Origin of the sequence: Planococcus sp. APC 3900, from assembly GCF_030407735.1 — a bacterium.
GTDB classification, from domain to species: Bacteria; Bacillota; Bacilli; order Bacillales_A; family Planococcaceae; genus Planococcus; species Planococcus notacanthi.
This window is the reverse complement of record NZ_JASDCT010000001.1, coordinates 178,044-199,467: the sequence shown is the minus strand read 5'-3', so window position 1 is coordinate 199,467 and position 21,424 is coordinate 178,044. Positions and strand designations below refer to the sequence as shown.

The window sequence follows — 21,424 nt, the reverse complement described above, 5'->3', positions numbered from 1 at the left end:
CTCTCATTCCGCCTTAACGGGCTACATACAATAAATAAACGGCGACCCACATGACAATAATGATCAGCCCCACTACAAAAACACTGACTAATGTACCTTTCAGATTGGTCTCCGGCTCCCGGTTCTCTTGACCCATTTCCTCTCACCTCTTACGCGTTTTGTTCTTACTTTCAGCCTATTCTATCGGCCTCTCCCGCACTGTGACATTTCTCACACTCAAGGTCTTTTTTTAATGAAATGACAAATTTTAGACAAAAAAAGAACCTGCCCCATGGGCAAGTTCTCCTGTTAATCGATTTTGCATAAATAAATTGGACAGTCTTCACAATTGGTTTCTTCCTTTAAATGCTGAATATCATGAAGCAGTATTTTTCCTTCACTCAATGTCAGAACGCCGCGTTTTTTCAACTCAGCCAGCATCCGGTTCACCACTTCCCGTGTCATTCCACAGAAATTAGCAAGATCCTGATTGGTCAATACGAGATCAATCAACACCCCATTCTCTTTTTTCACCCCATAGCTATTGGAAAGCCTGATCAAGGTTGAATACAGTGCCCCTTTTTTGCCATGAAGCATTAAATCACGGAATTTCGTCTGGGTTTTCTGCTGATCGATTCCCATCCATTTCATAAAAGCGACAGACAATCGGGCGTTCGATAACAAGGCCTCTTCCAGATCATCAATTGAAATATGCAGGCATACTGCATCTTCGACCGCACGTGCATCCAGCATGTATTTGGGCCTATCAGAAAAAAGGGTCACTTCTCCAACAAGCTGCCCTGGACCACAAATTTTCAACGTAAGTTCACGGCCGTTCGGCGTCACTTTTTCAATTTGGATTTTACCGGACCGGATGATGTAAACACCGCCGATGGCATCACCTTCACGAAACAAATAATTGTCTTTCTTTAATTCCTTAACTTGATGGCGTACAGACAATAACTCTTTCATATCCATCAATGCCTCTGCGTTCCCGGTACCCATTTTCAAAGTGCAACCGCCTTCCCGTTATACAATCATTCCTATTAAAATGATTTTACCATGAATTTCTTTCTAGAAAGGTACAAATTCATCATTCCGACACTTGTTGCCAAAAGAATATATCAAATAAGAAGGAACTTTATTCTCCGGTAGAGAAGTTCCTAGTATAGAGATTGAGGAGGAATGCTAAATGACTTTAAAATATTCCAACATACTGGTAGCGGTAGACGGTTCCAAAGAATCAGAATTAGCTTTTAAAAAAGGGGCGGCCGCAGCGGTCCGCAACAATGCAACTTTGCACTTGGCACATATTATCGACAACCGGTCGTTCGGTTCAATTGAAGCCTATGACCGCACAATTGCTGATCGCACGATGAAAAATTCTGAGGAATTGCTCTCCAAGTACAAGCAAGAAGCAGAAGCAGCAGGTGTTGAAAATGTAAACGTCATCATTGAATACGGTGTCCCTAAAGTTGCCATCCCTAAAGAGTTGGCTCCTAAATTGAATGTCGATGTCATCATTTGTGGCGCTACTGGTCTGAACGCAGCTGAACGCTTTATCATGGGCAGTGTCTCCGAACGAATTGTCCGCACAGCAAAATGCGACGTATTGGTTGTCCGCAGAGACCAGGAAGACTTATTTACTGAAAACTAAACAGCAACCTTTCCCTAAAAGATAATAAGGGAAAGGTTTTTTTATGTTCTTTTTTCCTACTTTACCTTCCGCTACTTCCTTCCTCCAGTAAATCTACTACCAAAAAAAAGCAAATAATCACCAAAGTTTTATCGCCTTAAATTAATATTTCACCAAAATGTCATATTTATATTAAAAATCATTGTTTTGGCGCCCTTTATCAGACACTTTGTCATTTTAGCAGTCAAAATGATAAGAAACTGTAATAATAAAGACGTTTATGTGGTGTTACAATGGGTCTGCTGGATTTTTCATTTGGCAACCGCCAAGAAAAATCAATCGACTCATAATAATTTTTCACGATAATTATAAATAGCCACGGAAATCGAAAGGAGCACAAGAGTTTGAAACCATTAGCTAAATGTCTGATGATCGCATTATCGGCTTTACTGGCGCTAACCATGTTCTTACCAACTGCAAGCGCTGATAAACTAAGCGATTTAGAGAAAAAGCAACAAGAAATCCAACAGAAACAAAGTGAATTGAATTCCGGGATTCAACAGAAAACAAACGAAATCTCTCAAAACCAATCCACACTCGAAAAAATCATCGCAAAAATCCGCGAGTTAGATAACCAAATCATCGAAACACAAACCAAAATCGACGTTGCTCAAGCAGAAATCGACCAAACCAAAATCGAAATCGATGAATTGAGAAAGTCTATTGAAGAATTGGAAAGAAAAATTGCAGAACGTGAAGAGCTTTTGAAAGAACGCGCACGTGCTATTCAGTTGAGCGGAGGTTCAGTTGATTACATAGATGTACTTCTTGGAGCAAACAGTTTTGTAGATTTCATTGACCGTTTTTCAGCCGTCAACATCTTAATCGAAGCAGATCGCGAAATCATGCGTGAGCAAGCAGCCGACAAAAAACTTTTGGCTGAACAAAAAGCGGAAGTGGAAACAAAACTAGCGGAACAGGAAGCTAAAAAAGCCGAATTGGTCAACTTGAAAAATTCACTTGATGCACAGAAAAACGAACAGGCTCAGCTTGAGAAAGATTTGAAAGCAGAGCAGGCACGCTTAGCTAACGAAAAATCATCGCTGCAAGCAGAACATGCGAAAACGATGAACATCAATGCAGACCTCGAGAAGAAAATTGGCGCAGAACAAGCACGTCTTGCGGAAATTGCCAGAAAAGCAGAGCAGGAACGATTGGCTAAAGAAGCCGCTGCACGTAAAGCGGAAGCTCAACGCCAGGCAGCAGCTTCTGCATCAGCACCTGCTGCAACCGTTACACAAGCTTCTGTGTCTTCAAAAGCCGGAAGCTCAACGTTCATCCTTCCTTCAACAGGACGCTTCACTTCTGGATTCGGCGGCCGTGACATCGGAGCCGGAGCAGAATCACACCTTGGAATGGATATCGCGAACTCACCTGGAACACCAATTGTTGCCGCAGCGAGCGGTATGGTGTCCTACGCCGGCAATATGGGCGGATACGGGAATGTTGTCATCCTTACACATTCCATCAACGGCCAGACACACGCTACCGTTTATGGCCATATGAGCTCGATCAACGTATCTGTTGGACAATCAGTTGGACAAGGTCAGCAAGTAGGCGGCATGGGTAACACAGGCCGTTCTACAGGCACACATCTTCACTTTGAAATTCACGTAGGACCTTGGAATGGCGCACGTTCAAATGCGGTCAACCCTGCTCCTTACGTTCGATAACATGCTAAAAAACCGGCTTCTCTCAGGAGATGCCGGTTTTTTCTTTCAATTTTCTTTATCGGATAGCCTAAGCATTTTGGATGGATGTTTTAATCGAACAATTTTTCTTAATGATCGATTTGTATACTGCCGTTCTCCATAATTTGGATCGGTTGATAGCTATTTTTAAACTCAATTCCTATGTATCCAGTAGAATTCAATTCTGATATCCCTTTTATATAGGCCTCTTCGTCTGTAATTAACCGATAGAAGAAACACAATTCATCACTGGTATCCGAAGACTCTTCAAATACAAACTTCTCTCCATACTTTTCTTCAAAATAAGTTATCGCTTCTTCATGAGTAGTAAATAGCGGAAATTCGTTTTCTTCCTGTTTGCTGATTCTATGCATTTTTCTCCTCCTAAAATTCAAGGTTACTTTACTGTAAGTTTTACTTTAACTGCATCTTTTCATTACGCTAATAAGTTCTATATAAGTTGAACTAATGATTTGTAGGAGCCGATATTCCGTAAAACAGCTACGCTTTCCAGCGGGCTCGCGCCCAATCCTCCTCGTCCGCTGCGCTCCCTGCGGTGTATCGGTCGTCTCGCTAAGCCGCAGGAGTCTTCGCTGTTTTACTCCATATCTTTAGAGTTTTTTCTCAGAGTCGAAGTGGTATATAAAATGTTATTTCTTTAGTTCAACTTATATAGATTTAAAGAATTTATCATTCAATCAAGCATATGTATAGATATAATCATACCGATTGGCAGTCGCCACTCGCCGAACGCATCTTCATAGGTGATGGTCCACTGCTCTTGGTCCAGCTTTTGAATTATGCAACGGTGATAGTGGAAATGACGGTCCTGCCAGGATTGGATAAATACCGTGCACTGCCGTTCGCAGGCTACTATCAACATATCAATGATAGCCCCTTGTTCATCGGCGCTGAGCATCGGCTGCGGATCATTAATGGAATTCCATGCATGTTCCGATACGAAAAGGCCATCCCACCTTGTTTGTCTTCTTTCATTTGTTTTGCCGGTAATGCTTCTTTGCTCCATATCTTACACTCCCTTGAATAAGAACATTTGTTCTTATTATACCCATTTAAAAGAGGAATTGCTCTATTTTAGAGAAGTTTTTTTATTTTGAAGAAGAACTGCAAAAAAAGAGAAGAAGTTTTTCAACCTCCTCTTTTTCAATATGTTGGCAGCTTTTTACTTTACATCGTCTATCGTTAATTCCTGCTCTGGCGTAAAGCTGGTGTAGTCATAAATTTCTTCGCCCTCAACAACGCGGTGATATCCTACTTCAGCTAGATAATAATCGATGGATTCACTGTTCAATTGCTTTTGTATTTCCCGACTCTGTTGCAGCATTTGCTCTTTAGACAAATTCCTTTTTTCAATTTCCAGCATAATCAAAATTGGTTTGGGTGTTTTCGTTTGGGGTGTCCATTCTTCTGCTTGTTTGTCGTAAACCTCTACGTCTGTGGCCACATCGCCGACTTCTGGAACTTTTTTCTGAAGAAGCGCCAGAATGTATTGCTCTGCCTCGGTATTTAATTTTTTCGAAGCTTCTTTGTCGATCTTTGAGAAGTGAATGGTATCACCCAGAATTTCATACGGTTCGATAGCAGAGACATCGTATTCATAAGCCGTTTCCACTCCTATCGCTTCCGTTTCCATTACGGTAAAACGAAAAGTGGCATCGGTCCATCCATAATCTGCCGACCGCTTGATCTTGTAGTCCATGTCCGGATACGTTTGGTCTAAAAACGTTTCCAAGCTCTCTTGCGCTCTGTTTTTTTCGAATGGATTCCCGCTCATTTGTATATAAGCAAACACGACCCCAGCAATCAATAAAATCGCGATCACACCGTATATTATTTTCTTTTTCATATTAGTTTTCCTCCATTATTTTAAGAATACAGAAACCGATGACGATGCCGATCATCGTAAACACTAGATGGATGGTTAGTGAAAACAGCGCTAATTGAAGTGCTTCCCAAAAACTTTCCGCATAGAACTCACCGAGCAGATCCGTCATGTACAACAGGCAATTCCAGATGAAGTTCGGCACGCCTGCAAGGAGAACAGCAATAAGGACCGACCGGTAAAAGAGATACGTGACCAGCCCCAAGATAGTGTAGGTCAGAATAAAACCCGCATTGTCATTCATAATGGTTGTACCCATCGCGAACATAAAGGCAATCGCCACAAAGAAAATCTGAATTGTGGTCAGCCGTAAGGTTATTTTACGGATCATCTTTTTCGAAGGCTCTCCCGGTTCTACTTTGGCGGGCAACGGAATTTGTGATTGTTCCGCAAGAAGACGGCACTCTTTGCAGCTTTTCAAATGTTCTTCGATAAATTGTTTGGTCTCTACCTGCAATAACTCTTCTTCGTATAAAGGCAGAAGATCTTGCACAATTGCACATTCATTCTTCATAACGTCACCTCCAGCAGTTTTTGAATTTTTAATTTCAAACGGTGAAATGTTACACGCGCATAATTTTCTGATTTGCCGATTAAGACACCGATATCTGCAAAACTCAGCTCTCCATATATCCGAAGCAACACGATTTCTCTTGAAGCATCATCCAGTTTTGAAATGTGATGCAACAGTAGTTTTGTGTCTTCATTGATTTCTACCAACTCTTCTAGCGAATGAATTTCAGCCTCTGGAATCTCTGCGAATTTTTGCATTAAGCTTTGCTGATACTTGTTTTTTCGATAATATTTTTTCAGTAAGTTATTCGCAATCGAGAAGATCCACGTGGACAGTGTAGAATGGTTATTAAAAGACGCAATACTTTTACACGCTTCATAAAAGGTATCGTGGCAAAGGTCTTGAGCCGTCGCCTGATTGCCGGTCTTCGCATAGAAAAACGCATAGATTTTTGGGTGAAGTTTTTCGTATTCTTCATTAAGCTTATTCATCACTGCCCTCGCTTTCTTGCTGTTCTTAGTATTAATACCGCCACCATCTATTTCGTTACAAAATCCTTTAATAAATTTTCTTTCCCTTATCATTCCATAGATTTTTCCCATCTTTAGTTCTATGAATATTTTTTTAATTAAAATCAAAACTAGTAAAGGATGGCCTTTAAGAAACAAAAAAAAGAGAGAATGTAGTCGATCCACATCTTCTCCCCTCTATCCATGTCTAATAGTTTTTATGCAAAATCCCTTTTATACTGGACAGTCAGACAGATACCGCCAGCTAAAAATGCCAACGAATATTTAAACAGGAAAAAGATTGTCCACATATACTCTTTCGGAAAGATGATGTCACATAAAATGATGGCCAACAGCATCCAGTAGCAGCTCTTTAAAGACAATTGATTTGTCCGTTCATCGCTTTCCCCCATCTTCTTATAAGACACATAAAGAAGAATCAGACTGCCCATGAGCAGTAAAAACCCAATCCCGATGAGAATATTCCAATTCCCAGTAGATTGTTCAGCCCAAGCCCTAAAAGGATCGAAAATAGCGTGATGGATATTCGCGAAAAAATCATTCATTTTGACCATTTCCTTTTAAATAAGTAAAAACATCGTTTACATCAACCTTAAAAAAGTCGGCAATTCGGAAAGCTAACAGCAAGGTTGGAACATAATTCCCTTTTTCCATAACAAAGATGGTTTGTTTGGAAACTCCCACTTTTTCCGCTAATTCTTGCTGGGACATTCTGGCGAGCACCCGATATTCATAAACCTTATTGGATATCGAGTCCCCAAAATCTTTCTTCATGATCATCACCTCTTAGAAAATATAATAAATCAATTCTTTATAAAAGTAAAGTAAACTTATACTTAATAAAATAATATTTTTATTTCTTGCTATTATTACATAAGAATCCGTATATGGTTCTTCAATAAAAACACATGAAAACCCGGCATCTTTTTCAAGATGCCGGGTATTCTTCTTTCTATTCTTTTCCTCCGTACAATTGTTGAAGTTCTTCTTCTTTCATTGTAAAGCGGTGTTCTTCTGCAGGAAAAGCGCCGGTTTTTACTTCGTCGACGTACTGGGTCAGGCCGTCTTTCATCAAGTCCCCGGTTTCCGCGTAAGAATGCACGAATTTCGGCAAATGATGGGTTCCGTACTTCAGGACGTCGTGATAAACCAAGACTTGTCCGTCTGTTTCACTGCCGGCTCCAATGCCGATTACCGGTATCGTCAATGCTGCGGTGACTTTTTGCGCCAATTGGTAAGGAATGCATTCGAGAACGAGCATGCAGGCTCCTGCCGCTTCACATGCCCGTGCATCATCGATCAGCTTTTGCGCGGCGTCTGCTGTTTTCCCCTGTACTTTATAGCCGCCCAGCACACCCGCTGTCTGTGGAAGCAGACCAAGGTGCGCGACAACCGGAATGCCGGTGCGTGTCAGTAATTTCACTACCTCCACGACCTCATCTGCCCCTTCAAGCTTTACTGCTTCCGCTCCGGTTTCCTGGAAAATACGGACTGCGTTATCCAGTGTGCGTTCCAGGCTGCCATGAAATGAAGCGAAAGGCATATCCACCACCAAGAACGTATCGGGAGCACCGCGACGGGCTGCTTTGCCGTGATGGATCATGTCATCGACCGTCACTTTCACAGTGGAATCGTATCCCAGGACGACCATTCCAAGAGAATCGCCGACCAGAATCACATCCACGCCGGCCTGTTCAGCAAGTTTGGCTGACGGGTAATCATAAGCGGTGAGCATGGCGATTTTTTCGTTTTGTGCTTTCATTTTGATGAGTGAGGCTGTATTTTTCATTTTTTTCTCTCCTTTTGGGAGGAAAACCGAAATAAAGCCCATCCATTCCAAAACTGGACAGACGGGCAGAATAAGTATCAGTGGTTTTCTCCGTCCCTGTCGATGTAAGATCAAGGCAGAACTATGCAATTGTTGAGTGTCTTTATACGGGTGCAGTTCAACAATGATACCGCCCTTATTGCCACTATAGCAGAAGCTTGGATGTTGGGATATGGTTTATGTACGAAGTTGCGGCCAATTCCATACAAACGGATCTATTCCATAGCTGCCCTTACTTTTTCTTGAATCATGACAACCTGGGGCTCCATGTCCACTGAACCATAGGCAGAATCAATGCATTCATTCCAGAACGCCATGTGTTTTTTATCCACTTCGTGGCTGGAGTTCTCCAATTCGGTTCCGCCTTCTCCCTGCACCGAATACCAGTATAAATAAGTTTCACCGTCCCGTTCTTCTTTGAAGATGGTTTCGACGAACATCTTTTCATCATCAAGTGTCAGCAGCACATGGCCCATATGCTCATTCAAAAAAGCCATCCATTGTTCGACGGATTCCATTTTCCCTTGTTTGACTTTGAATCGCGAAAGCTCTGCGGTCAGTTTCATTTAGACGACGTCCTTTGCTGTTTTTTTGAAATAACCCAGAGTGGCGTTATCGTTTAGCTGATTAGTGACACCAGTTGGCCGGTAACCCAATTTTTCATAGAACCGGCAATTCCCTTCCTCCTCTAAAATTGTGGCCAGTTCCCAAGTTTCCGCTTCCGCATGCAGAAGTTCTGCCTGTTCCATCGCTTTCTGTGCAATGCCAAGCCCTTGATAAAGAGGGTTCACAAATAACGGGCTGACCCAAAACCGGCATTCTTCCTCCCATTTGATCCGGATTGCTCCGACCATGTATTCCTTCGCGACAATCTTGTAGTAAATTGAAACAGGATCATTGATTCTGCCGAGTACCTGTTCCAGTGTTTCGTTTACTGGATTGGTGTCATGATCCTGGTACTGCTCCAACAACGGCAGAAAAGCCGCTTTTTGCATGGCCAGAATAGCGGGAGCATCCAAGGCAGTCGCTTTTTCCAATCTTATTTTCATAGGGGCACCACTTTCTCTTTTATTTCTATTATTGCCCCAAATACTCCACTGCCAACGCTTCTTCCCCGTCCGTACTCACCCAATAAGCTTTGGCTTTTGGCCTTGAACTGACGACCCGTTTGATATTTTGGCCGATATAGTGGATAGCGGCTCCATCATCCGCCGCCATACCTGCCTTCATGTTTCCTCGAGTGATGAACTCGCGGTACGCCGGCCTTCTATCGGCTTCTCCGTCATAATGCGGGCAATGGCTGCCTTTCAGGAACCCCAATGCCTGGAGCGGTTCGAGTGTATCTCCATAGGAGTCCGTAACACCTTCTTCGTACCAGCAGATCGAGCCGGCACTGAGGCCAGCTAAGACGATTCCCTGCTCCCAGGCTTTTCTTAACATTTTGTCCAATCCCCATTCTTTCCAGAGCACCAACAGGTTTTTGGTATTGCCGCCGCCTACATAAATGATGTCCTGGTCCAGTACATACTGTTCCAAATCCCGTGTCGGCGGTTTAAACAAAGACAGGTGGCTTGGCACGCAGTTCTGCTGGTTGAAAAAATCATAGAACTTTCCGATATAGCTGTCTGCATCTCCGCTCGCTGTCGGAATAAAGCAGATTTTTGGGCAGGGTTTATTGGCTTGCTTCAATATGTATCGGTCAAGTAATGGATTATCAGGTTCCATCGAGAACCCTCCACCGCCCATAGCAATAATTTGACGCATATTTCTCACCTTTCTTTGTTTCTTTTTCTCTTTATTCTTCAAATTGGAAGGTTTATCCTTCTATGCTATAGTAATAAGAAAAAAAATCAGCCATCGGGGGATTCTTATGCTTGTACAGGAAGTCGCGGTAGAAAAAATCACAGCCAGTTTGATACAAAGCCCTCATGTTCGAGCTGTTTTCCTAAAAGGCTCCATGGGCAGAAATGAACACGACGAACATTCAGATATTGATTTGTATTGCCTTGTCGAAAAAGAGCAGGAAGAAGCTTTCCTGGCTGAGCGCCTCGCGCATCTTCAAGCATACCGGCCGGTGCTTTTTCAGGATGACATTTTCATCATTGCTCCGCAGCTTATAGCGGTCTTTGATAATTTGCTGCACGTCGACCTGTTTACGGTGACAGCGGAATCATTTACGGCAAAAGATTTCTTTAGAGTCGTTTATGACCCTGAAAACCTGCTGGAACAATTCACAGAATCGCAGAGTCTGGAAATCACTCCAGCCGAGTATAAAGATCATGTCATTGATGTCGCGTGGTTTTTATTTCAGTACCGAAAAGCGGGTGCCAGAGGAAACGGGGTGTGGGCAGTGAAGATGCTGTCGCATGTGCTGGAACATTTGGCGCGGGTCTTATTGTACCGATACGCCCCAGAACGGACGCAATTAGGCTTGAAAGCAGTGAGCCGTTCATTGCCGGCAGCTGTCTTTTCAGAAATCGAACAGATTTCCAGTAAGATGACCCCGGCAGATCATGCACAAGCCGCTTCGCAGATCCGACAGCTGTTGAGACAAGAATACCTTTGGATGGAAGAACAAGTAAAAGATAAAGAACAGATTATGCCACTGATGAAAAAAATGATCGAAATCGAGTGAACCTACGCGAAAAGCGCCTAATGCGGCGCTTCTCTTTTTATTATTCAGGATTTCTTGTTCACTTTTTCGCTTCAATCAGCAGCACCATGTAACCGATATCGTCTTTAAAATCCCAATCGGTAAAGGCCTCGGTTATTTTCCTGTTTAGCAGCTGCTCCAACGAGGAATTATAGATGAGTTTTGCTTCCAGTGGGCGCTTGGCCAATTTCAATTGTTCCGTGAAGTTATTCCTGATCAATTCCTTTTCAATCTCAATCAAAATTCCTTCTCTTCGGATCAATACCGTCCGCTCATTCAGCCAAACGACTTCTGTCTTATCCGGTTCTTTTTGAGCTTTCTTGCTGGCATCCGCCACTTCCTGATAAAAAGCTTTTTTGTCGATGTCTTTCGGCCATTCCTGCGCTTTTTCTTCAGCTTCTCCATTCAACACCAGAATCAATAATCCCGTTTTATTCTCCAAATTCCAATCCACATGAATTTCTTTGATTTCCAGTTCTGCTGACTTCAGCAAATCCAGCTTAATTTGTTCTTTCAAATCTCTCATAAGCAAATCCCTGATTTCTTGTACTCTGACCGATTCTTTTTAGCTCATCAGTACTTTTTCAGTCGGAGCCAGGAATTCACGCAAATGAATGACAACGAACGGTTTACGGATCGCAACGAATACGGAGGCTGGGCCTTTCCCGAAATGCGTCCGGAATAACCCTGAAATATAACCACTTACTTCTGATTCAGTAGTCTTTTCTTTCTTCATAACGGCCTCTCTCCTTTCGGTGGGATGGAGCATATTGAAGATGCTATTCCCCTATCCTCGGGCATTAAACCCTCTACAGCCGTTCAAAAAAGAGGCCGAAATTGATTCCCCTTTAGGGGAGTACAAAGAAACTGAGCAACAGGATTGCCACAATACCTGCTTCCGATAATTGGCTGATCCACATATTATCGCTTTTAGCGTATTTCCATTCCATAAAAGCGCGGCTGACCAGACTGATGAAGAAAAAGAGAAAAAGGTAATACACCCAATTGATGGTCCCCATTAATTGATTCCCCAACGTGAATGCCCCGACCAGGAAAGCAATCATCAAGAATGCTTCAACCAATGCATGAATCCGGTTCAAGGGCCAATACAACCATTCTTTGCGCTCTGTAATGTCCCAGCGTTTTCTTACATAACGCCTTATAAAAAAGTTGACGACAATATAACCCAAACATAATAGGAGTGCTTCAACGATCAAGCTCTTTCCTCCTTCCTTAAAATTCCCTATTCATCATTCAACTTTTTCTTCCCCTATCCATTCCCTGTTGAGAATTGAGAAAATAAAAGCGTCATGGGATTGCTTGCGCTGATGCAGATAGCCGCGCAATCGCCCTTCCCACGTAAAGCCGAGCTTTTCCAACAGCCGGTTTGATGACTTGTTTTCCGGAAAGGTCACAGCTCCGATCCGGTACAGGCCAAGTTCTCCAAAAGCGTAGCTTAATACGCCGCGAATCGCTTCTTGCGTGAACCCCTGGCGCCAATAATCCGGATGCAGTTCATAGCCGATTTCCGCTTTTTTGGAGCCCAGATACAAATTGTTCAAACCGATAGTTCCGATAAAATCGCCAGTCTCCTTCAGACGGATTGCCCAACGCATTCCTCTTTTTAAATTGAAACTGGTTTGGAAGGAACGGATCATTTCAACAGCCTCTTCGGAGTGGACCAGACTATCCATGCCGCAATAAATTGTTACTTCATCGCGCGACATGATATCAAAGAACCTTTCAGCGTCACGTTCCTCAATCCTGTTTAACAACAGCCTTTCCGTTTCCAATTGCGGGAAGTCCATTTTGTCCCTCCTTTTCAATTGCGTAGACACAGACGTTTTGTCCGGACAGGATAACTTCTTTCTCTATTGTCATGCCGATATGCTGTGCCACTTTGTGTGAAGCGGTGTTCCCTGGCTGAATCAAAGAAATGAGGCGTTTTTCTCCTAACTGATGCAGCCCATAGTCGCGCAAAGCCTCTGCCGCTTCTTTGGCGTAACCCTGGCCCCAAAATTCCTTAGCTATCCAATAGCCAACCTCCAATTCATCAATTCCTTCGATGGTCTGAGCCACCAGTCCGGCATGGCCGATTCGCTTGCCGTCTTCTTTCCGTACCAGCAGCATTAAGCCACTCTTCGGATTTTCTTTATAGGAACGATAAATCCAGTAGAGGAATTCGAGAGCTTCGCTTTTATTTCGCGTCTGCCCTTTGCCGATATAGCGGATCATTTCCGGATCGGCTAACAGCGACCATAAAAACTGGAAATCTTCATCTGTATAATTTCGGAACTGGAGCCTATCCGATTGAATGTGCATAGAACCACCCTTCTCTCACTTCTGTCTTTCAGAGATCCCGCGGATTGATGATGGCCAGCACTTGATGATCCTGCCATTCACCGTTTATCTGGACGTTCTGCAACGCAATTCCTTCCTTGTGGAAACCAGCTTTTTCCAGAACCCGAATAGATGCATCATTTCCCGGCATGACACCCGCTTCAATGCGGTGCAGCGCCAGCTTCCGAAAAGCATAGCCTACAACCAGCTCTACCGCTTCCGTGGTATAGCCTTTATTATTATGTTTCTGATCGAGGGCATATCCGAGAACTGCACTTTGAAGCGGCCCCCGCATCACCTGCACGAGACTGATGGTTCCAACCAATCGATCTGTTTCATTTTCGAAGATTCCAAAGCTGTAAGCCTGGTCATCTTCTTTCTGCTCCGCATAAATTTCAATCAATTCCCGCTGAAGCGGAAGCGTATAAAAGTCAGGGTAACGGGTCATCGCGTACGCCTCGAAAAACCCCCTGTTTTCTATCTCAAGTTTTAGCTTTTCCGCTGCATCGGAGGAACGCAAAAACCTGACGTACACCTTTTCGCCTTTCACTGGATCACTCCTTTGCGTGACAAAGTTCCACGTGAAACAAGTTTGCGGCTTTAACGGTTGCCTTCCCGTGCGCCCGCTTTCAGCAAGCTAATGATTTCTTCATTCTGCTCCACCTGTTTTTCTGAATTGATGCGCATGATTCTGATCCATCTCAATGCGAATGCAGCAATAAAAGCGGGTACTAAAATAAAGATTGCGGCGATTATATCTCCCATTCTTCTCTCCTCCAATCCGTTTAGATATTGTAGACGTATTCCAAAAACTCAGGGAATAAACTTAACCCAAAAGTAACGAAAATAACGGCACCCGTAAGCGATTCCAATAAGGTATACATATACTCATGCGGGTTTTCTGCATGCTTTTTCTGAAATGCTGCGCGGATTATCAGCTGGACTGCGCCGATGACAATCGAAATCGACAAAACATAAAGGCTGGCAGCGCCGTATTCGTAGACCAGCAACGGCACGGAAAACGCCGCAACCGCGGATAGCCCGTTAAATATCCTGTCCCACTTTTTCTGGCCCTCATACTCTTCATCTTTGGAAAAGAACGGTTTTCTCTCCACCCCGAAAATTCTTCGCAAGACTGAATTCACTAAGAAAGTACTGGCTCCGACTCCCATTATAAAAAGAATCACGCGCCATCCTATGCCTTCAAACAACACTTCAAGAACCTCCCCTTTGAGCCACAGCTCTGCCTGCTACTCTGCCCGAAAACAGGCATCCGCCAAGAAAAGTCCCTTCCAATGACCGGTAGCCGTGGACACCGCCACCGCCGAATCCCGCCACTTCTCCAGCGGCATACAGACCAGACACCGGCTCTCCGGCTTCATTCAACACACGAGCGGATAAGTCCGTCTGCAAGCCGCCCAAGGTTTTGCGGCTGACAATATTCAGGCGAACCGCAATAAGCGGCCCTTTTTTACGGTCCAGCAATTTATGAGGTGCCGCTACGCGGATCAGCCGGTCTCCCCGGTAGTTCCGTGCGCCGCGCATCGCTGTGATCTGCAAATCTTTGGAGAAGGGATTGTCGAGCTGGCGGTCACGCGCTTCGATCTGTTCTTTGATTCGTTCAAAATCCAATAGCTCTTCCCCAGTCAGGCTGTTCATTCCTTTGACCAGTTCCTCGAGTGTATCCGCTACAATAAAATCTTCTCCTTTGTCCATAAAGGCCTGCACCGGTGCCGTCGCTCCGGCACGGACACGCGATAATACCTGTGGAATGCTTTTGCCCGTCAAATCCGGATTTTGTTCCGAACCTGATAGCGCAAATTCCTTTTCGATGATTTTTTGCGTCAAAATGAACCAGGAATAGCTATAGCCGGTCTTCTGGATGGTCTCGAGTGTTCCAAGCGTATCGAACCCTGGAAAATTCGGTGAAGGAAAACGTTCCCCTGTGGCATCGAACCACATGGAAGATGGCCCCGGCAGAATCCGGATGCCGTGTTTGCTCCAGACCGGATTCCAATTCTTGATGCCTTCGGTATAATGCCACATCCGGTCCCGGTTGACGATGCGCCCGCCGGCTTTTTCCGTAATGGCGAGCATCCTGCCATCGACATGCTCGGGTACTCCAGACAACATGGCTTCCGGCGCTTTCCCCATGCGGCTCGGCCAGTTTTTCCGGATCAAGTCATGGTTGCCTCCGATGCCGCCGCTTGTTACGACGACGGCCTTTGCTTCGCATCGGAAATTGGCGACTACTTGCCGCGAACTGGCTTCTCCCCGCTTGGCATCGCTAGGCTCCAGCAGCGACCCCACTACACCGGTCACCACTCCATCTTTGGTGAGCAATTCATCCACTTGATGTCTCGGCCGATAATCAATCAGTCCGTTCTTCATATGTTCGCGTACCCGCCGTTCAAACGGCTCAACGATTCCCGGTCCTGTTCCCCAGACGATATGGAAGCGCGGCACCGAATTGCCGTGCCCTTCCGCCAAATAACCGCCGCGTTCAGCCCAGCCAACGACTGGAAAGAATCTGACGCCCATTCCGGCGAGCCAGCTCCGCTTTTCATTTGCTGCAAAATCCACATAAGCCTCCGCCCATTTCTTACCCCAGTAATCTTCATCCTGCTCCCGGTCGAAACCGGCTGCCCCAAGCCAATCCTGCCAAGCCAATTCTTTTGAATCGTTGATGCCCATGCGCCGCTGTTCAGGCGAATCGATTAAAAACAGGCCGCCAAACGACCACCACGCCTGTCCGCCAAAAGACGCTTCCGGCTCCTGATCCAACAGCAATACTGTTTTGCCTGCGTCAGCGATTTCCGCTGCCGCCACAAGCCCCGCAAGGCCTGCCCCCACAATAATCGCATCAAATTCCATCCGTACATCCCCCTTGATGTTGAATGATTAAGCACTGTTGTTCCATCTTGAGGAGTAACTCCCCATAGTTTGAAGTTTGTCTTTATCGTATCATGCGGGTTTGGAAAATTATAGATATTTTTAGTTGTTTTCTGATTGTTTGATTTATTACAGGAATATATTCTGCAGAGCGTGCGTATTTTATTTTAAACGTGCGTAAAGATTGCCAAGCATTCGCATTTTATGTTGAACGTGCATATAATTTACTGAGCGTGCATAAGATTAGGCAAAAGCAATTTTCCGATTCTATTAGAATAAATAAAGAAAATATTTCCAACCAATCAACCTAAAAAACACCCGAAACCAGCTTTCTGGTCCCGGGTGTTGCGTCTCATTCCAAATGCTTCCGCTGGAAGTCTGAAATGCTTTCGTATTCTTCTGTCAGCAGGCGCGATAAACGGATATAAATCGGCAACAGTTCCCGATAGACACTCGCCGCCGCTTCATCCGGCTCATGCGTATGCGTCTGACCGATCATTTCGGAAACGATGCTGAAATCCTCGATTTCCCCTGTGGCGTACATGCCGAGAACAACAGCGCCGAGGCAGGAGCTCTCGAAGCTCTCCGGAATGACCACCGGCTTGCCGAACACGTCGGCAAGCAATTGGCGCCACATTTCCGAACGGGCAAAGCCGCCTGATGCCTGGATGCGCACCGGTTCCCCGGTAAGTTCTTCGACAGCCAGCAGCACTGTATACAAGTTAAAGACAATGCCTTCCAGCACAGAACGGATCATATGCTGTTTTTTGTGATGGATGCTGAGCCCGAAAAACGATCCGCGGGCATTCGAGTCCCATAATGGCGCCCGTTCCCCAGTCAAATACGGATGGAACAACAAGCCGTCTGCTCCAGGATTGACGCCCTCGGCAATTTTCGTCAGCACGTCATAGGAATCGATGCCGAGGCGTTTCGCCGTTTCCACTTCGGATGAAGCGAACTCATCCCGCAGCCAGCGCAGGACGATGCCGCCATTGTTGACAGGCCCGCCGACCACCCAGTGGTTTTCAGTCAATGCATAGCAGAAAGTCCGCCCTTTCGGATCCGTTTTCGGTTCCGAAGTCACGGTGCGGATAGCGCCGCTCGTGCCGATTGTGACGGCCAGTACACCTGGTTCAATGGCATCAACGCCAAGGTTCGCCAAGACGCCATCGCTTGCGCCGATGATAAACGGAATCTCTTCCGGAATTCCCATAAACAAGGCATGTTCCGGAGCGAGTCCTCTCAATTGGTGTGTTGTCGGAACCGGCCGCGATAATTGTGCAGGCGCAACACCAGCGACCGCCAACGCTTCTTCGTCCCAATCCAGTTCTTGGAGGTGGAAGAGCCCGGTTGCAGAAGCAATGGAATGGTCGATGACGTATTCGCCGAATAAGTGGTGGAATACAAATTCCTTGATGCCAATGAATTTCGCTGCCTGCGCATATACTTCCGGCTTGTCCTCTTTCAGCCAGACCAACTTTGAGAGCGGCGACATCGCATGGATCGGTGTCCCTGTACGCAAGTAGATTTCATGGCCGTTCAGCTGTTCTTTTATGTGCTTGGCATGCTTCGAGCTTCTTGTGTCAGCCCAGGTGATGCTTTGTGTCAGCAGATTTCCTGCTGCGTCCACCGCAATCAGGCTGTGCATCGCTGAACTGAATGACACCAGTTTCAGCTGTTGCGCATCAATGCCGCTTTGGCGGATGGTTTTGCGCACAGCGGTCAATACTGCACGAAAAATTTCTTCCGGATCTTGTTCCGCAATCAGTGGACTTGGCGTTTCCAGTGCATAAAAAACGGTGTCGGCTTCTAATACTGCGCCCGCTTTATTGAACAAAACGGCTTTTGTGGAAGTGGTACCGATGTCTACTCCCAAATAATATGACTGTTCAGGCATAAGAGCCCTCCTCTATATAGCAGAAAAAGAAAAAGGAATCTTTCCTTTTTCTCTTCAGGTTTAATTTAGATAAAAAAGCTTATGATTAACACTACCACGAACCCGGTGAGACCGATAATGGTTTCCATGACGGTCCAGGATTTCAAGGTATCCTTGACGTCCATGCCGAAGTAACGGTTAACGAGCCAGAAGCCTGAGTCATTGACGTGGGATAAGACCGTTGCGCCTGAAGCAATGGCAATAACGATCAAGCCCAACGCCGGTCCGGTCATTCCGACCATTTCAAGAAGCGGTGTGATCAAACCGGCCGCAGTCACCATGGCAACCGTTGCGGAACCTTGCGCTACACGTACAGCAGTCGCAATCAAAAATGCCAGAACGATTGGCGGCAAAGCCGAATCCCCCATCATTTCACCCAATACATCGCCGACTCCAGAGTCGATCAGCACTTGCTTGAAAACACCGCCTGCGCCTGTTACCAGAATGATGATCCCGGCAGGTTCAAGCGCTTTGGTCGCGATATCCTGCACTTCCTGACGCGAATAGCCGCGCTTTGTTCCGAGCAAATAGAACGTCAACATCGTCGCAATCGTCAATGCAACGAAAGGATGCCCGAGGAATGTCAGGATTTCACGTATCATATTCCCTTCATCCAGCAAAACACCGGATAAAGTATTCAATAGGATCAGAATCAGAGGAATCAGGATCAACGACGTGATCATGCCAAAGCTCGGCAACTCTTTATCGTATTCTTTTTCTTCCAACTCCATGTAATCCGGAATCGCAATATGAATCTTTTTGCCGATGAAACGCCCGAATACCGGTCCAGCTAAAATCATCGCCGGAATCCCCGCAAGCACCCCAAACAGAATGACCCATCCAAGTTCTGCCCCGACCAGTTCCGCAACCGCAATCGGTCCCGGAGTCGGCGGAATAAAACTGTGTGTAACGGCCAATCCTGCCAACAGCGGAATCCCGTAATGCAACAGCGACTTGCCCGTTTTTCTTGCCAAACCATAAACGATCGGCACCAAAATAATGAAACCGACATCGAAAAATACTGGAATCGCCACGATAAAGCCGGTGACGCCCAACGCCCATTGCGCTTTGTCTTCACCGAATTTGCTGATCATCGTAGCAGCTAAACGCTCCGCACCACCCGACACTTCCAGCATTTTACCGAACATGGCACCCAGGCCGACCACTACCGCAACAAAGCCGAGTGTGCCGCCCATGCCGTTTTGGATGGAATTAATCACTTCGCCAAGCGGCATGCCAGCGGCTATCCCCACCAGCAAACTGACGAGCAGCAAAGCCACAAAGGCATGCAATTTAGTTCGGATGACCAAAAATAATAATAAGAATATACCTGCAAGTGCGACCATGATCAACATTGAACCTGACAAATCTTCTCCCCCTTATTATGTAGCTCCAGCCTATTCAGCTGAATCAGAAATTTTTTCCTTCGCTTTTAGCCTGGCTGGCGTTCATCCCCCGGATGCGCCAGCGTATGTCTGCGCAAACTATTTTTGGCAATGACTAATTGCTGATTAAACCGGTATTATTTTTTCTCTACTGCATGGCCGCCGAATTCATTGCGCTGTGCTGCCACGACTTTCCCTGCAAAGGTATCCTCTTCCAATGAGCGATAGCGCATCATGAGCGACAAAGTGATGACCGGTGCCGGAACATTCAAGTCAAGCGCCGTCTCTACAGTCCATTTGCCTTCACCTGAAGAATTCATGACGCCTTTGATGCTTTCCAGTTTGGCGTCTTTTGAAAATGCGTTTTTCGTCATTTCCATCAAATACGAACTGATGATGGATCCGTGGTTCCAAACGTCAGCCACTTTTTCGTAATCAAAGTCGAACGGGCTTTTGTTGAGGATGTCAAACCCTTCTGCAATCGACTGCATCATGCCGTATTCAATGCCGTTGTGGATCATTTTCAGGAAATGTCCGCTGCCCGCTTCGCCTGTATACAAATAGCCATCCGGTACAGAAATATCCTTCAATAGCGGTTCGATGGTTTTGAACTTTTCTTTATCGCCGCCGATCATTGCACAAATCCCGTGGCGGGCTCCTTCAGTTCCTCCGCTCGTTCCGCAGTCAAAAAAGAAGAGGCCGTGCTCTTTCAAAGTCGCCGCCCGTCGCACTGTGTCTTTGTAGTTCGAATTTCCGCCATCAATGATGGTATCTCCTTCTTCAAGCAAAGGCATTAATTGTCCGATAACCGATTCGGTGATTTCGCCAGCCGGCACCATCAGCCAAAGCGTACGGGGAGCTTTCATCTCTTTCACCATTTTTTCAATAGAAGAAGCTTGCGTAAAACCGCTTTCTTCGATTGCTGCGTAGCTGTCGTAACCGATAACTTTATGGCCGTGATCCGTTAAATTCAGTGCCAAGTTCAATCCCATTTTGCCTAACCCAATAATTCCAATTTCCATTGTGGAATCCTCCTTCAGAATAAAAGAATTTTTTTCCTTATTTCGTACATTGTATCAAATATTTTTCCGTACGCAACATGTTAAAGTATAATAGATGAAAATACTTCCCTAGAAACGAGGCGCGCATCATGAAAGAACAGCAATTTGCGCTGGCTGCCATACGCGGTAGTTACCGCCATTTCAGTGAAAAAGAAAAAAAGATCGCCGATTATGTTTTGAACGATCCAAAAAATATCATTCATTTGACCATTAACCAGATTGCCGATGAGCTGGGGCTGGCTGAATCAACCATCTTCCGCTTTTGCCAACGGATTGGTTTTAAGGGCTTCCAGGCTTTTAAGATTTCGCTCGCCGCAGAAGTTGTGGCTCCTTTAAAGGACATTCATGAGAAAATTGAAGAAGGCGACAGCATCAGTGCTGTCACTGAAAAAGTATTCCGCTCCAATATCAAAACGCTTGAGGACACTCTTCAGATTGTTGATGCAGAAGCGATGAATTCGGCAATTGAAAAATTGATGAGCGCCCGGAAAATCGATTTTTACGGAAATGGCGGTTCAGCCATGGTGGCCATGGACGGATACCATAAATTCATCCGCTTGGGCCTTCATGTTTCCATGAATCTTGATTCTCATGTGCAGCTGATGGCCGCTTCCCAGCTCCAGTCGGACGATGTAGCGATTGTCATCTCCCATTCCGGCTCTACCACTGATGTTCTGGATGTGCTGCGGATTCTGAAAGAAAAAGGCGTCACCATCATTTGCGTCACCAATTTCGCCAAATCCCCTTTGTCCAAAGAAGCGGATATCGCCCTATACACGCTGTCAGAAGAAACCGATTTCCGTTCTGAAGCCTTGTCATCCCGCATTGCGCAATTAAGTTTGATTGATGCGCTCTATACCAATCTGATGATCGCCCGTGGCAATGAAGGCAAAAAATCCCTTCAGGATATGCGTGAAGCGATGTCGCGCAAGCGGTTATAGCCGTGAAAAAGCTCGTTCCTACTATAAAGGAACGAGCTTTTTTATCTATCTATTCTTTAGACACCTCACACTACC

The 21,424-nt window shown here is 45.4% G+C and carries 29 protein-coding genes; 4 read left to right on the top strand and 25 right to left on the bottom strand.

The window, feature by feature from the left end:
- Positions 1-13: 13 nt before the first annotated feature.
- Both QMA04_RS00945 and QMA04_RS00940 read right to left on the bottom strand, forming a co-directional pair.
- Positions 14-136 (bottom strand): cytochrome C oxidase subunit II, encoded by a 123-nt coding sequence (locus QMA04_RS00945; protein WP_191714657.1) that lies wholly within the window; start codon positions 134-136, stop codon positions 14-16.
- Positions 137-288: 152 nt separating this feature from the next.
- Positions 289-984: a Crp/Fnr family transcriptional regulator gene (locus QMA04_RS00940; RefSeq protein WP_483313710.1), complete on the bottom strand. Its 696-nt coding sequence runs from the start codon at positions 982-984 to the stop codon at positions 289-291.
- Positions 985-1,171: 187 nt separating this feature from the next.
- Here QMA04_RS00940 and QMA04_RS00935 point away from each other — a divergent pair, with 187 nt between their 5' ends.
- Positions 1,172-1,636, top strand: coding sequence for a universal stress protein (locus tag QMA04_RS00935; RefSeq protein ID WP_191714656.1), 465 nt, complete (start codon positions 1,172-1,174; stop codon positions 1,634-1,636).
- 383 nt (positions 1,637-2,019) lie between these two features.
- Complete coding sequence (locus QMA04_RS00930) at positions 2,020-3,348, top strand: murein hydrolase activator EnvC family protein (RefSeq protein WP_290183647.1); 1,329 nt, start codon at positions 2,020-2,022, stop codon at positions 3,346-3,348.
- Positions 3,349-3,455: 107 nt separating this feature from the next.
- On the opposite strand, the gene QMA04_RS00925 is transcribed toward QMA04_RS00930, so the two are convergent.
- The 11 genes from QMA04_RS00925 to QMA04_RS00875 all read right to left on the bottom strand — a co-directional run bounded on the left by QMA04_RS00925 (position 3,456) and on the right by QMA04_RS00875 (position 9,905).
- Entirely contained in the window at positions 3,456-3,740 is a 285-nt protein-coding gene (locus tag QMA04_RS00925; protein ID WP_290183646.1) for a hypothetical protein, read from the bottom strand.
- 320 nt (positions 3,741-4,060) lie between these two features.
- The gene (locus QMA04_RS00920) at positions 4,061-4,393 is read right to left on the bottom strand and encodes a YolD-like family protein (RefSeq protein WP_290183645.1); all 333 of its coding nucleotides are present in this window, start codon (positions 4,391-4,393) and stop codon (positions 4,061-4,063) included.
- Between the two features lie 156 nt (positions 4,394-4,549).
- Positions 4,550-5,233, bottom strand: a complete 684-nt coding sequence (locus QMA04_RS00915) for a YfjL-like protein (RefSeq protein ID WP_290183644.1) — start codon at positions 5,231-5,233, stop codon at positions 4,550-4,552.
- A 1-nt stretch (position 5,234) separates the two neighbouring features.
- Positions 5,235-5,783 (bottom strand): zf-HC2 domain-containing protein, encoded by a 549-nt coding sequence (locus QMA04_RS00910; protein ID WP_290183643.1) that lies wholly within the window; start codon positions 5,781-5,783, stop codon positions 5,235-5,237.
- Positions 5,780-6,478 (bottom strand): RNA polymerase sigma factor, encoded by a 699-nt coding sequence (locus QMA04_RS00905; protein ID WP_290183642.1) that lies wholly within the window; start codon positions 6,476-6,478, stop codon positions 5,780-5,782. The genes QMA04_RS00910 and QMA04_RS00905 overlap by 4 nt, the downstream gene beginning before the upstream one ends.
- A 32-nt stretch (positions 6,479-6,510) precedes the next feature.
- Positions 6,511-6,858 (bottom strand): DUF2178 domain-containing protein, encoded by a 348-nt coding sequence (locus QMA04_RS00900; protein WP_290183641.1) that lies wholly within the window; start codon positions 6,856-6,858, stop codon positions 6,511-6,513.
- On the bottom strand, positions 6,851-7,087 hold the full coding sequence (locus tag QMA04_RS00895) for a helix-turn-helix transcriptional regulator (RefSeq protein ID WP_290183640.1): 237 nt from the start codon (positions 7,085-7,087) through the stop codon (positions 6,851-6,853). The genes QMA04_RS00900 and QMA04_RS00895 overlap by 8 nt, the downstream gene beginning before the upstream one ends.
- Before the next feature lie 178 nt (positions 7,088-7,265).
- On the bottom strand, positions 7,266-8,102 hold the full coding sequence (panB, locus tag QMA04_RS00890; protein WP_290183639.1) for a 3-methyl-2-oxobutanoate hydroxymethyltransferase: 837 nt from the start codon (positions 8,100-8,102) through the stop codon (positions 7,266-7,268).
- A 254-nt stretch (positions 8,103-8,356) separates the two neighbouring features.
- Positions 8,357-8,701 carry a DUF6176 family protein gene (locus QMA04_RS00885; protein WP_290184018.1) on the bottom strand — a complete coding sequence of 115 codons (345 nt, stop codon included), beginning with the start codon at positions 8,699-8,701 and terminating at the stop codon, positions 8,357-8,359.
- A 6-nt stretch (positions 8,702-8,707) separates the two neighbouring features.
- Complete coding sequence (locus tag QMA04_RS00880) at positions 8,708-9,190, bottom strand: GNAT family N-acetyltransferase (protein ID WP_290183638.1); 483 nt, start codon at positions 9,188-9,190, stop codon at positions 8,708-8,710.
- Between the two features lie 28 nt (positions 9,191-9,218).
- A complete protein-coding gene (locus QMA04_RS00875; RefSeq protein ID WP_290183637.1) occupies positions 9,219-9,905 on the bottom strand; it encodes a Type 1 glutamine amidotransferase-like domain-containing protein in 687 nt (228 codons plus the stop codon).
- A gap of 106 nt (positions 9,906-10,011) precedes the next feature.
- On the opposite strand from QMA04_RS00875, the gene QMA04_RS00870 reads away from it, so the two are divergent.
- Positions 10,012-10,776, top strand: coding sequence for a nucleotidyltransferase domain-containing protein (locus tag QMA04_RS00870; protein ID WP_290183636.1), 765 nt, complete (start codon positions 10,012-10,014; stop codon positions 10,774-10,776).
- A gap of 58 nt (positions 10,777-10,834) precedes the next feature.
- Here QMA04_RS00870 and QMA04_RS00865 read toward each other — a convergent pair whose 3' ends face one another.
- The 12 genes from QMA04_RS00865 to gnd form a co-directional block, all read right to left on the bottom strand.
- On the bottom strand, positions 10,835-11,320 hold the full coding sequence (locus QMA04_RS00865) for a Na-translocating system protein MpsC family protein (protein WP_290183635.1): 486 nt from the start codon (positions 11,318-11,320) through the stop codon (positions 10,835-10,837).
- Positions 11,321-11,359: 39 nt separating this feature from the next.
- A complete protein-coding gene (locus QMA04_RS00860; RefSeq protein WP_290183634.1) occupies positions 11,360-11,530 on the bottom strand; it encodes a Na-translocating system protein MpsC family protein in 171 nt (56 codons plus the stop codon).
- A 112-nt stretch (positions 11,531-11,642) separates the two neighbouring features.
- Positions 11,643-12,011, bottom strand: coding sequence for a DUF4181 domain-containing protein (locus tag QMA04_RS00855; protein WP_290183633.1), 369 nt, complete (start codon positions 12,009-12,011; stop codon positions 11,643-11,645).
- Positions 12,012-12,044: 33 nt separating this feature from the next.
- Positions 12,045-12,602, bottom strand: coding sequence for a GNAT family N-acetyltransferase (locus tag QMA04_RS00850; RefSeq protein ID WP_290183632.1), 558 nt, complete (start codon positions 12,600-12,602; stop codon positions 12,045-12,047).
- On the bottom strand, positions 12,553-13,116 hold the full coding sequence (locus QMA04_RS00845; RefSeq protein ID WP_290183631.1) for a GNAT family N-acetyltransferase: 564 nt from the start codon (positions 13,114-13,116) through the stop codon (positions 12,553-12,555). Before QMA04_RS00845 ends, QMA04_RS00850 begins: the two co-directional genes overlap by 50 nt.
- A gap of 28 nt (positions 13,117-13,144) precedes the next feature.
- Positions 13,145-13,684: a GNAT family N-acetyltransferase gene (locus QMA04_RS00840; protein ID WP_191714640.1), complete on the bottom strand. Its 540-nt coding sequence runs from the start codon at positions 13,682-13,684 to the stop codon at positions 13,145-13,147.
- 50 nt (positions 13,685-13,734) lie between these two features.
- Entirely contained in the window at positions 13,735-13,899 is a 165-nt protein-coding gene (locus QMA04_RS00835) for a hypothetical protein (protein ID WP_191714639.1), read from the bottom strand.
- Positions 13,900-13,919: 20 nt separating this feature from the next.
- The gene (locus QMA04_RS00830; RefSeq protein ID WP_191714638.1) at positions 13,920-14,348 is read right to left on the bottom strand and encodes a DUF4181 domain-containing protein; all 429 of its coding nucleotides are present in this window, start codon (positions 14,346-14,348) and stop codon (positions 13,920-13,922) included.
- A gap of 1 nt (position 14,349) precedes the next feature.
- Positions 14,350-16,008 (bottom strand): FAD-binding dehydrogenase, encoded by a 1,659-nt coding sequence (locus QMA04_RS00825; RefSeq protein WP_290183630.1) that lies wholly within the window; start codon positions 16,006-16,008, stop codon positions 14,350-14,352.
- Positions 16,009-16,378: 370 nt separating this feature from the next.
- On the bottom strand, positions 16,379-17,923 hold the full coding sequence (gene gntK / locus QMA04_RS00820) for a gluconokinase (RefSeq protein WP_290183629.1): 1,545 nt from the start codon (positions 17,921-17,923) through the stop codon (positions 16,379-16,381).
- Between the two features lie 65 nt (positions 17,924-17,988).
- A complete protein-coding gene (locus QMA04_RS00815) occupies positions 17,989-19,329 on the bottom strand; it encodes a GntT/GntP/DsdX family permease (protein WP_290183628.1) in 1,341 nt (446 codons plus the stop codon).
- Positions 19,330-19,484: 155 nt separating this feature from the next.
- Complete coding sequence (gene gnd / locus QMA04_RS00810; protein ID WP_483313707.1) at positions 19,485-20,369, bottom strand: phosphogluconate dehydrogenase (NAD(+)-dependent, decarboxylating); 885 nt, start codon at positions 20,367-20,369, stop codon at positions 19,485-19,487.
- 128 nt (positions 20,370-20,497) lie between these two features.
- Here gnd and QMA04_RS00805 point away from each other — a divergent pair, with 128 nt between their 5' ends.
- On the top strand, positions 20,498-21,349 hold the full coding sequence (locus QMA04_RS00805; protein WP_290183627.1) for a MurR/RpiR family transcriptional regulator: 852 nt from the start codon (positions 20,498-20,500) through the stop codon (positions 21,347-21,349).
- Positions 21,350-21,424 lie beyond the last annotated feature (75 nt).

What these genes read in the sequence shown, in the direction of transcription:
- QMA04_RS00915 (WP_290183644.1), bottom strand. Translation starts at nt 5,233, where the DNA reads ATGAAAAAGAAAATAATATACGGTGTGATCGCGATTTTATTGATTGCT.
- QMA04_RS00895 (WP_290183640.1), bottom strand. Translation starts at nt 7,087, where the DNA reads ATGAAGAAAGATTTTGGGGACTCGATATCCAATAAGGTTTATGAATAT.
- QMA04_RS00805 (WP_290183627.1), top strand. Translation starts at nt 20,498, where the DNA reads ATGAAAGAACAGCAATTTGCGCTGGCTGCCATACGCGGTAGTTACCGC.
- gntK (WP_290183629.1), bottom strand. Translation starts at nt 17,923, where the DNA reads ATGCCTGAACAGTCATATTATTTGGGAGTAGACATCGGTACCACTTCC.
- QMA04_RS00825 (WP_290183630.1), bottom strand. Translation starts at nt 16,008, where the DNA reads ATGGAATTTGATGCGATTATTGTGGGGGCAGGCCTTGCGGGGCTTGTG.
- panB (WP_290183639.1), bottom strand. Translation starts at nt 8,102, where the DNA reads ATGAAAAATACAGCCTCACTCATCAAAATGAAAGCACAAAACGAAAAA.
- gnd (WP_483313707.1), bottom strand. Translation starts at nt 20,369, where the DNA reads ATGGAAATTGGAATTATTGGGTTAGGCAAAATGGGATTGAACTTGGCA.
- QMA04_RS00870 (WP_290183636.1), top strand. Translation starts at nt 10,012, where the DNA reads ATGCTTGTACAGGAAGTCGCGGTAGAAAAAATCACAGCCAGTTTGATA.
- QMA04_RS00835 (WP_191714639.1), bottom strand. Translation starts at nt 13,899, where the DNA reads ATGGGAGATATAATCGCCGCAATCTTTATTTTAGTACCCGCTTTTATT.
- QMA04_RS00880 (WP_290183638.1), bottom strand. Translation starts at nt 9,190, where the DNA reads ATGAAAATAAGATTGGAAAAAGCGACTGCCTTGGATGCTCCCGCTATT.
- QMA04_RS00860 (WP_290183634.1), bottom strand. Translation starts at nt 11,530, where the DNA reads ATGAAGAAAGAAAAGACTACTGAATCAGAAGTAAGTGGTTATATTTCA.
- QMA04_RS00920 (WP_290183645.1), bottom strand. Translation starts at nt 4,393, where the DNA reads ATGGAGCAAAGAAGCATTACCGGCAAAACAAATGAAAGAAGACAAACA.
- QMA04_RS00845 (WP_290183631.1), bottom strand. Translation starts at nt 13,116, where the DNA reads ATGCACATTCAATCGGATAGGCTCCAGTTCCGAAATTATACAGATGAA.
- QMA04_RS00945 (WP_191714657.1), bottom strand. Translation starts at nt 136, where the DNA reads ATGGGTCAAGAGAACCGGGAGCCGGAGACCAATCTGAAAGGTACATTA.
- QMA04_RS00875 (WP_290183637.1), bottom strand. Translation starts at nt 9,905, where the DNA reads ATGCGTCAAATTATTGCTATGGGCGGTGGAGGGTTCTCGATGGAACCT.
- QMA04_RS00900 (WP_290183641.1), bottom strand. Translation starts at nt 6,858, where the DNA reads ATGAATGATTTTTTCGCGAATATCCATCACGCTATTTTCGATCCTTTT.
- QMA04_RS00925 (WP_290183646.1), bottom strand. Translation starts at nt 3,740, where the DNA reads ATGCATAGAATCAGCAAACAGGAAGAAAACGAATTTCCGCTATTTACT.
- QMA04_RS00850 (WP_290183632.1), bottom strand. Translation starts at nt 12,602, where the DNA reads ATGGACTTCCCGCAATTGGAAACGGAAAGGCTGTTGTTAAACAGGATT.
- QMA04_RS00865 (WP_290183635.1), bottom strand. Translation starts at nt 11,320, where the DNA reads ATGAGAGATTTGAAAGAACAAATTAAGCTGGATTTGCTGAAGTCAGCA.
- QMA04_RS00935 (WP_191714656.1), top strand. Translation starts at nt 1,172, where the DNA reads ATGACTTTAAAATATTCCAACATACTGGTAGCGGTAGACGGTTCCAAA.
- QMA04_RS00940 (WP_483313710.1), bottom strand. Translation starts at nt 984, where the DNA reads ATGGGTACCGGGAACGCAGAGGCATTGATGGATATGAAAGAGTTATTG.
- QMA04_RS00910 (WP_290183643.1), bottom strand. Translation starts at nt 5,783, where the DNA reads ATGAAGAATGAATGTGCAATTGTGCAAGATCTTCTGCCTTTATACGAA.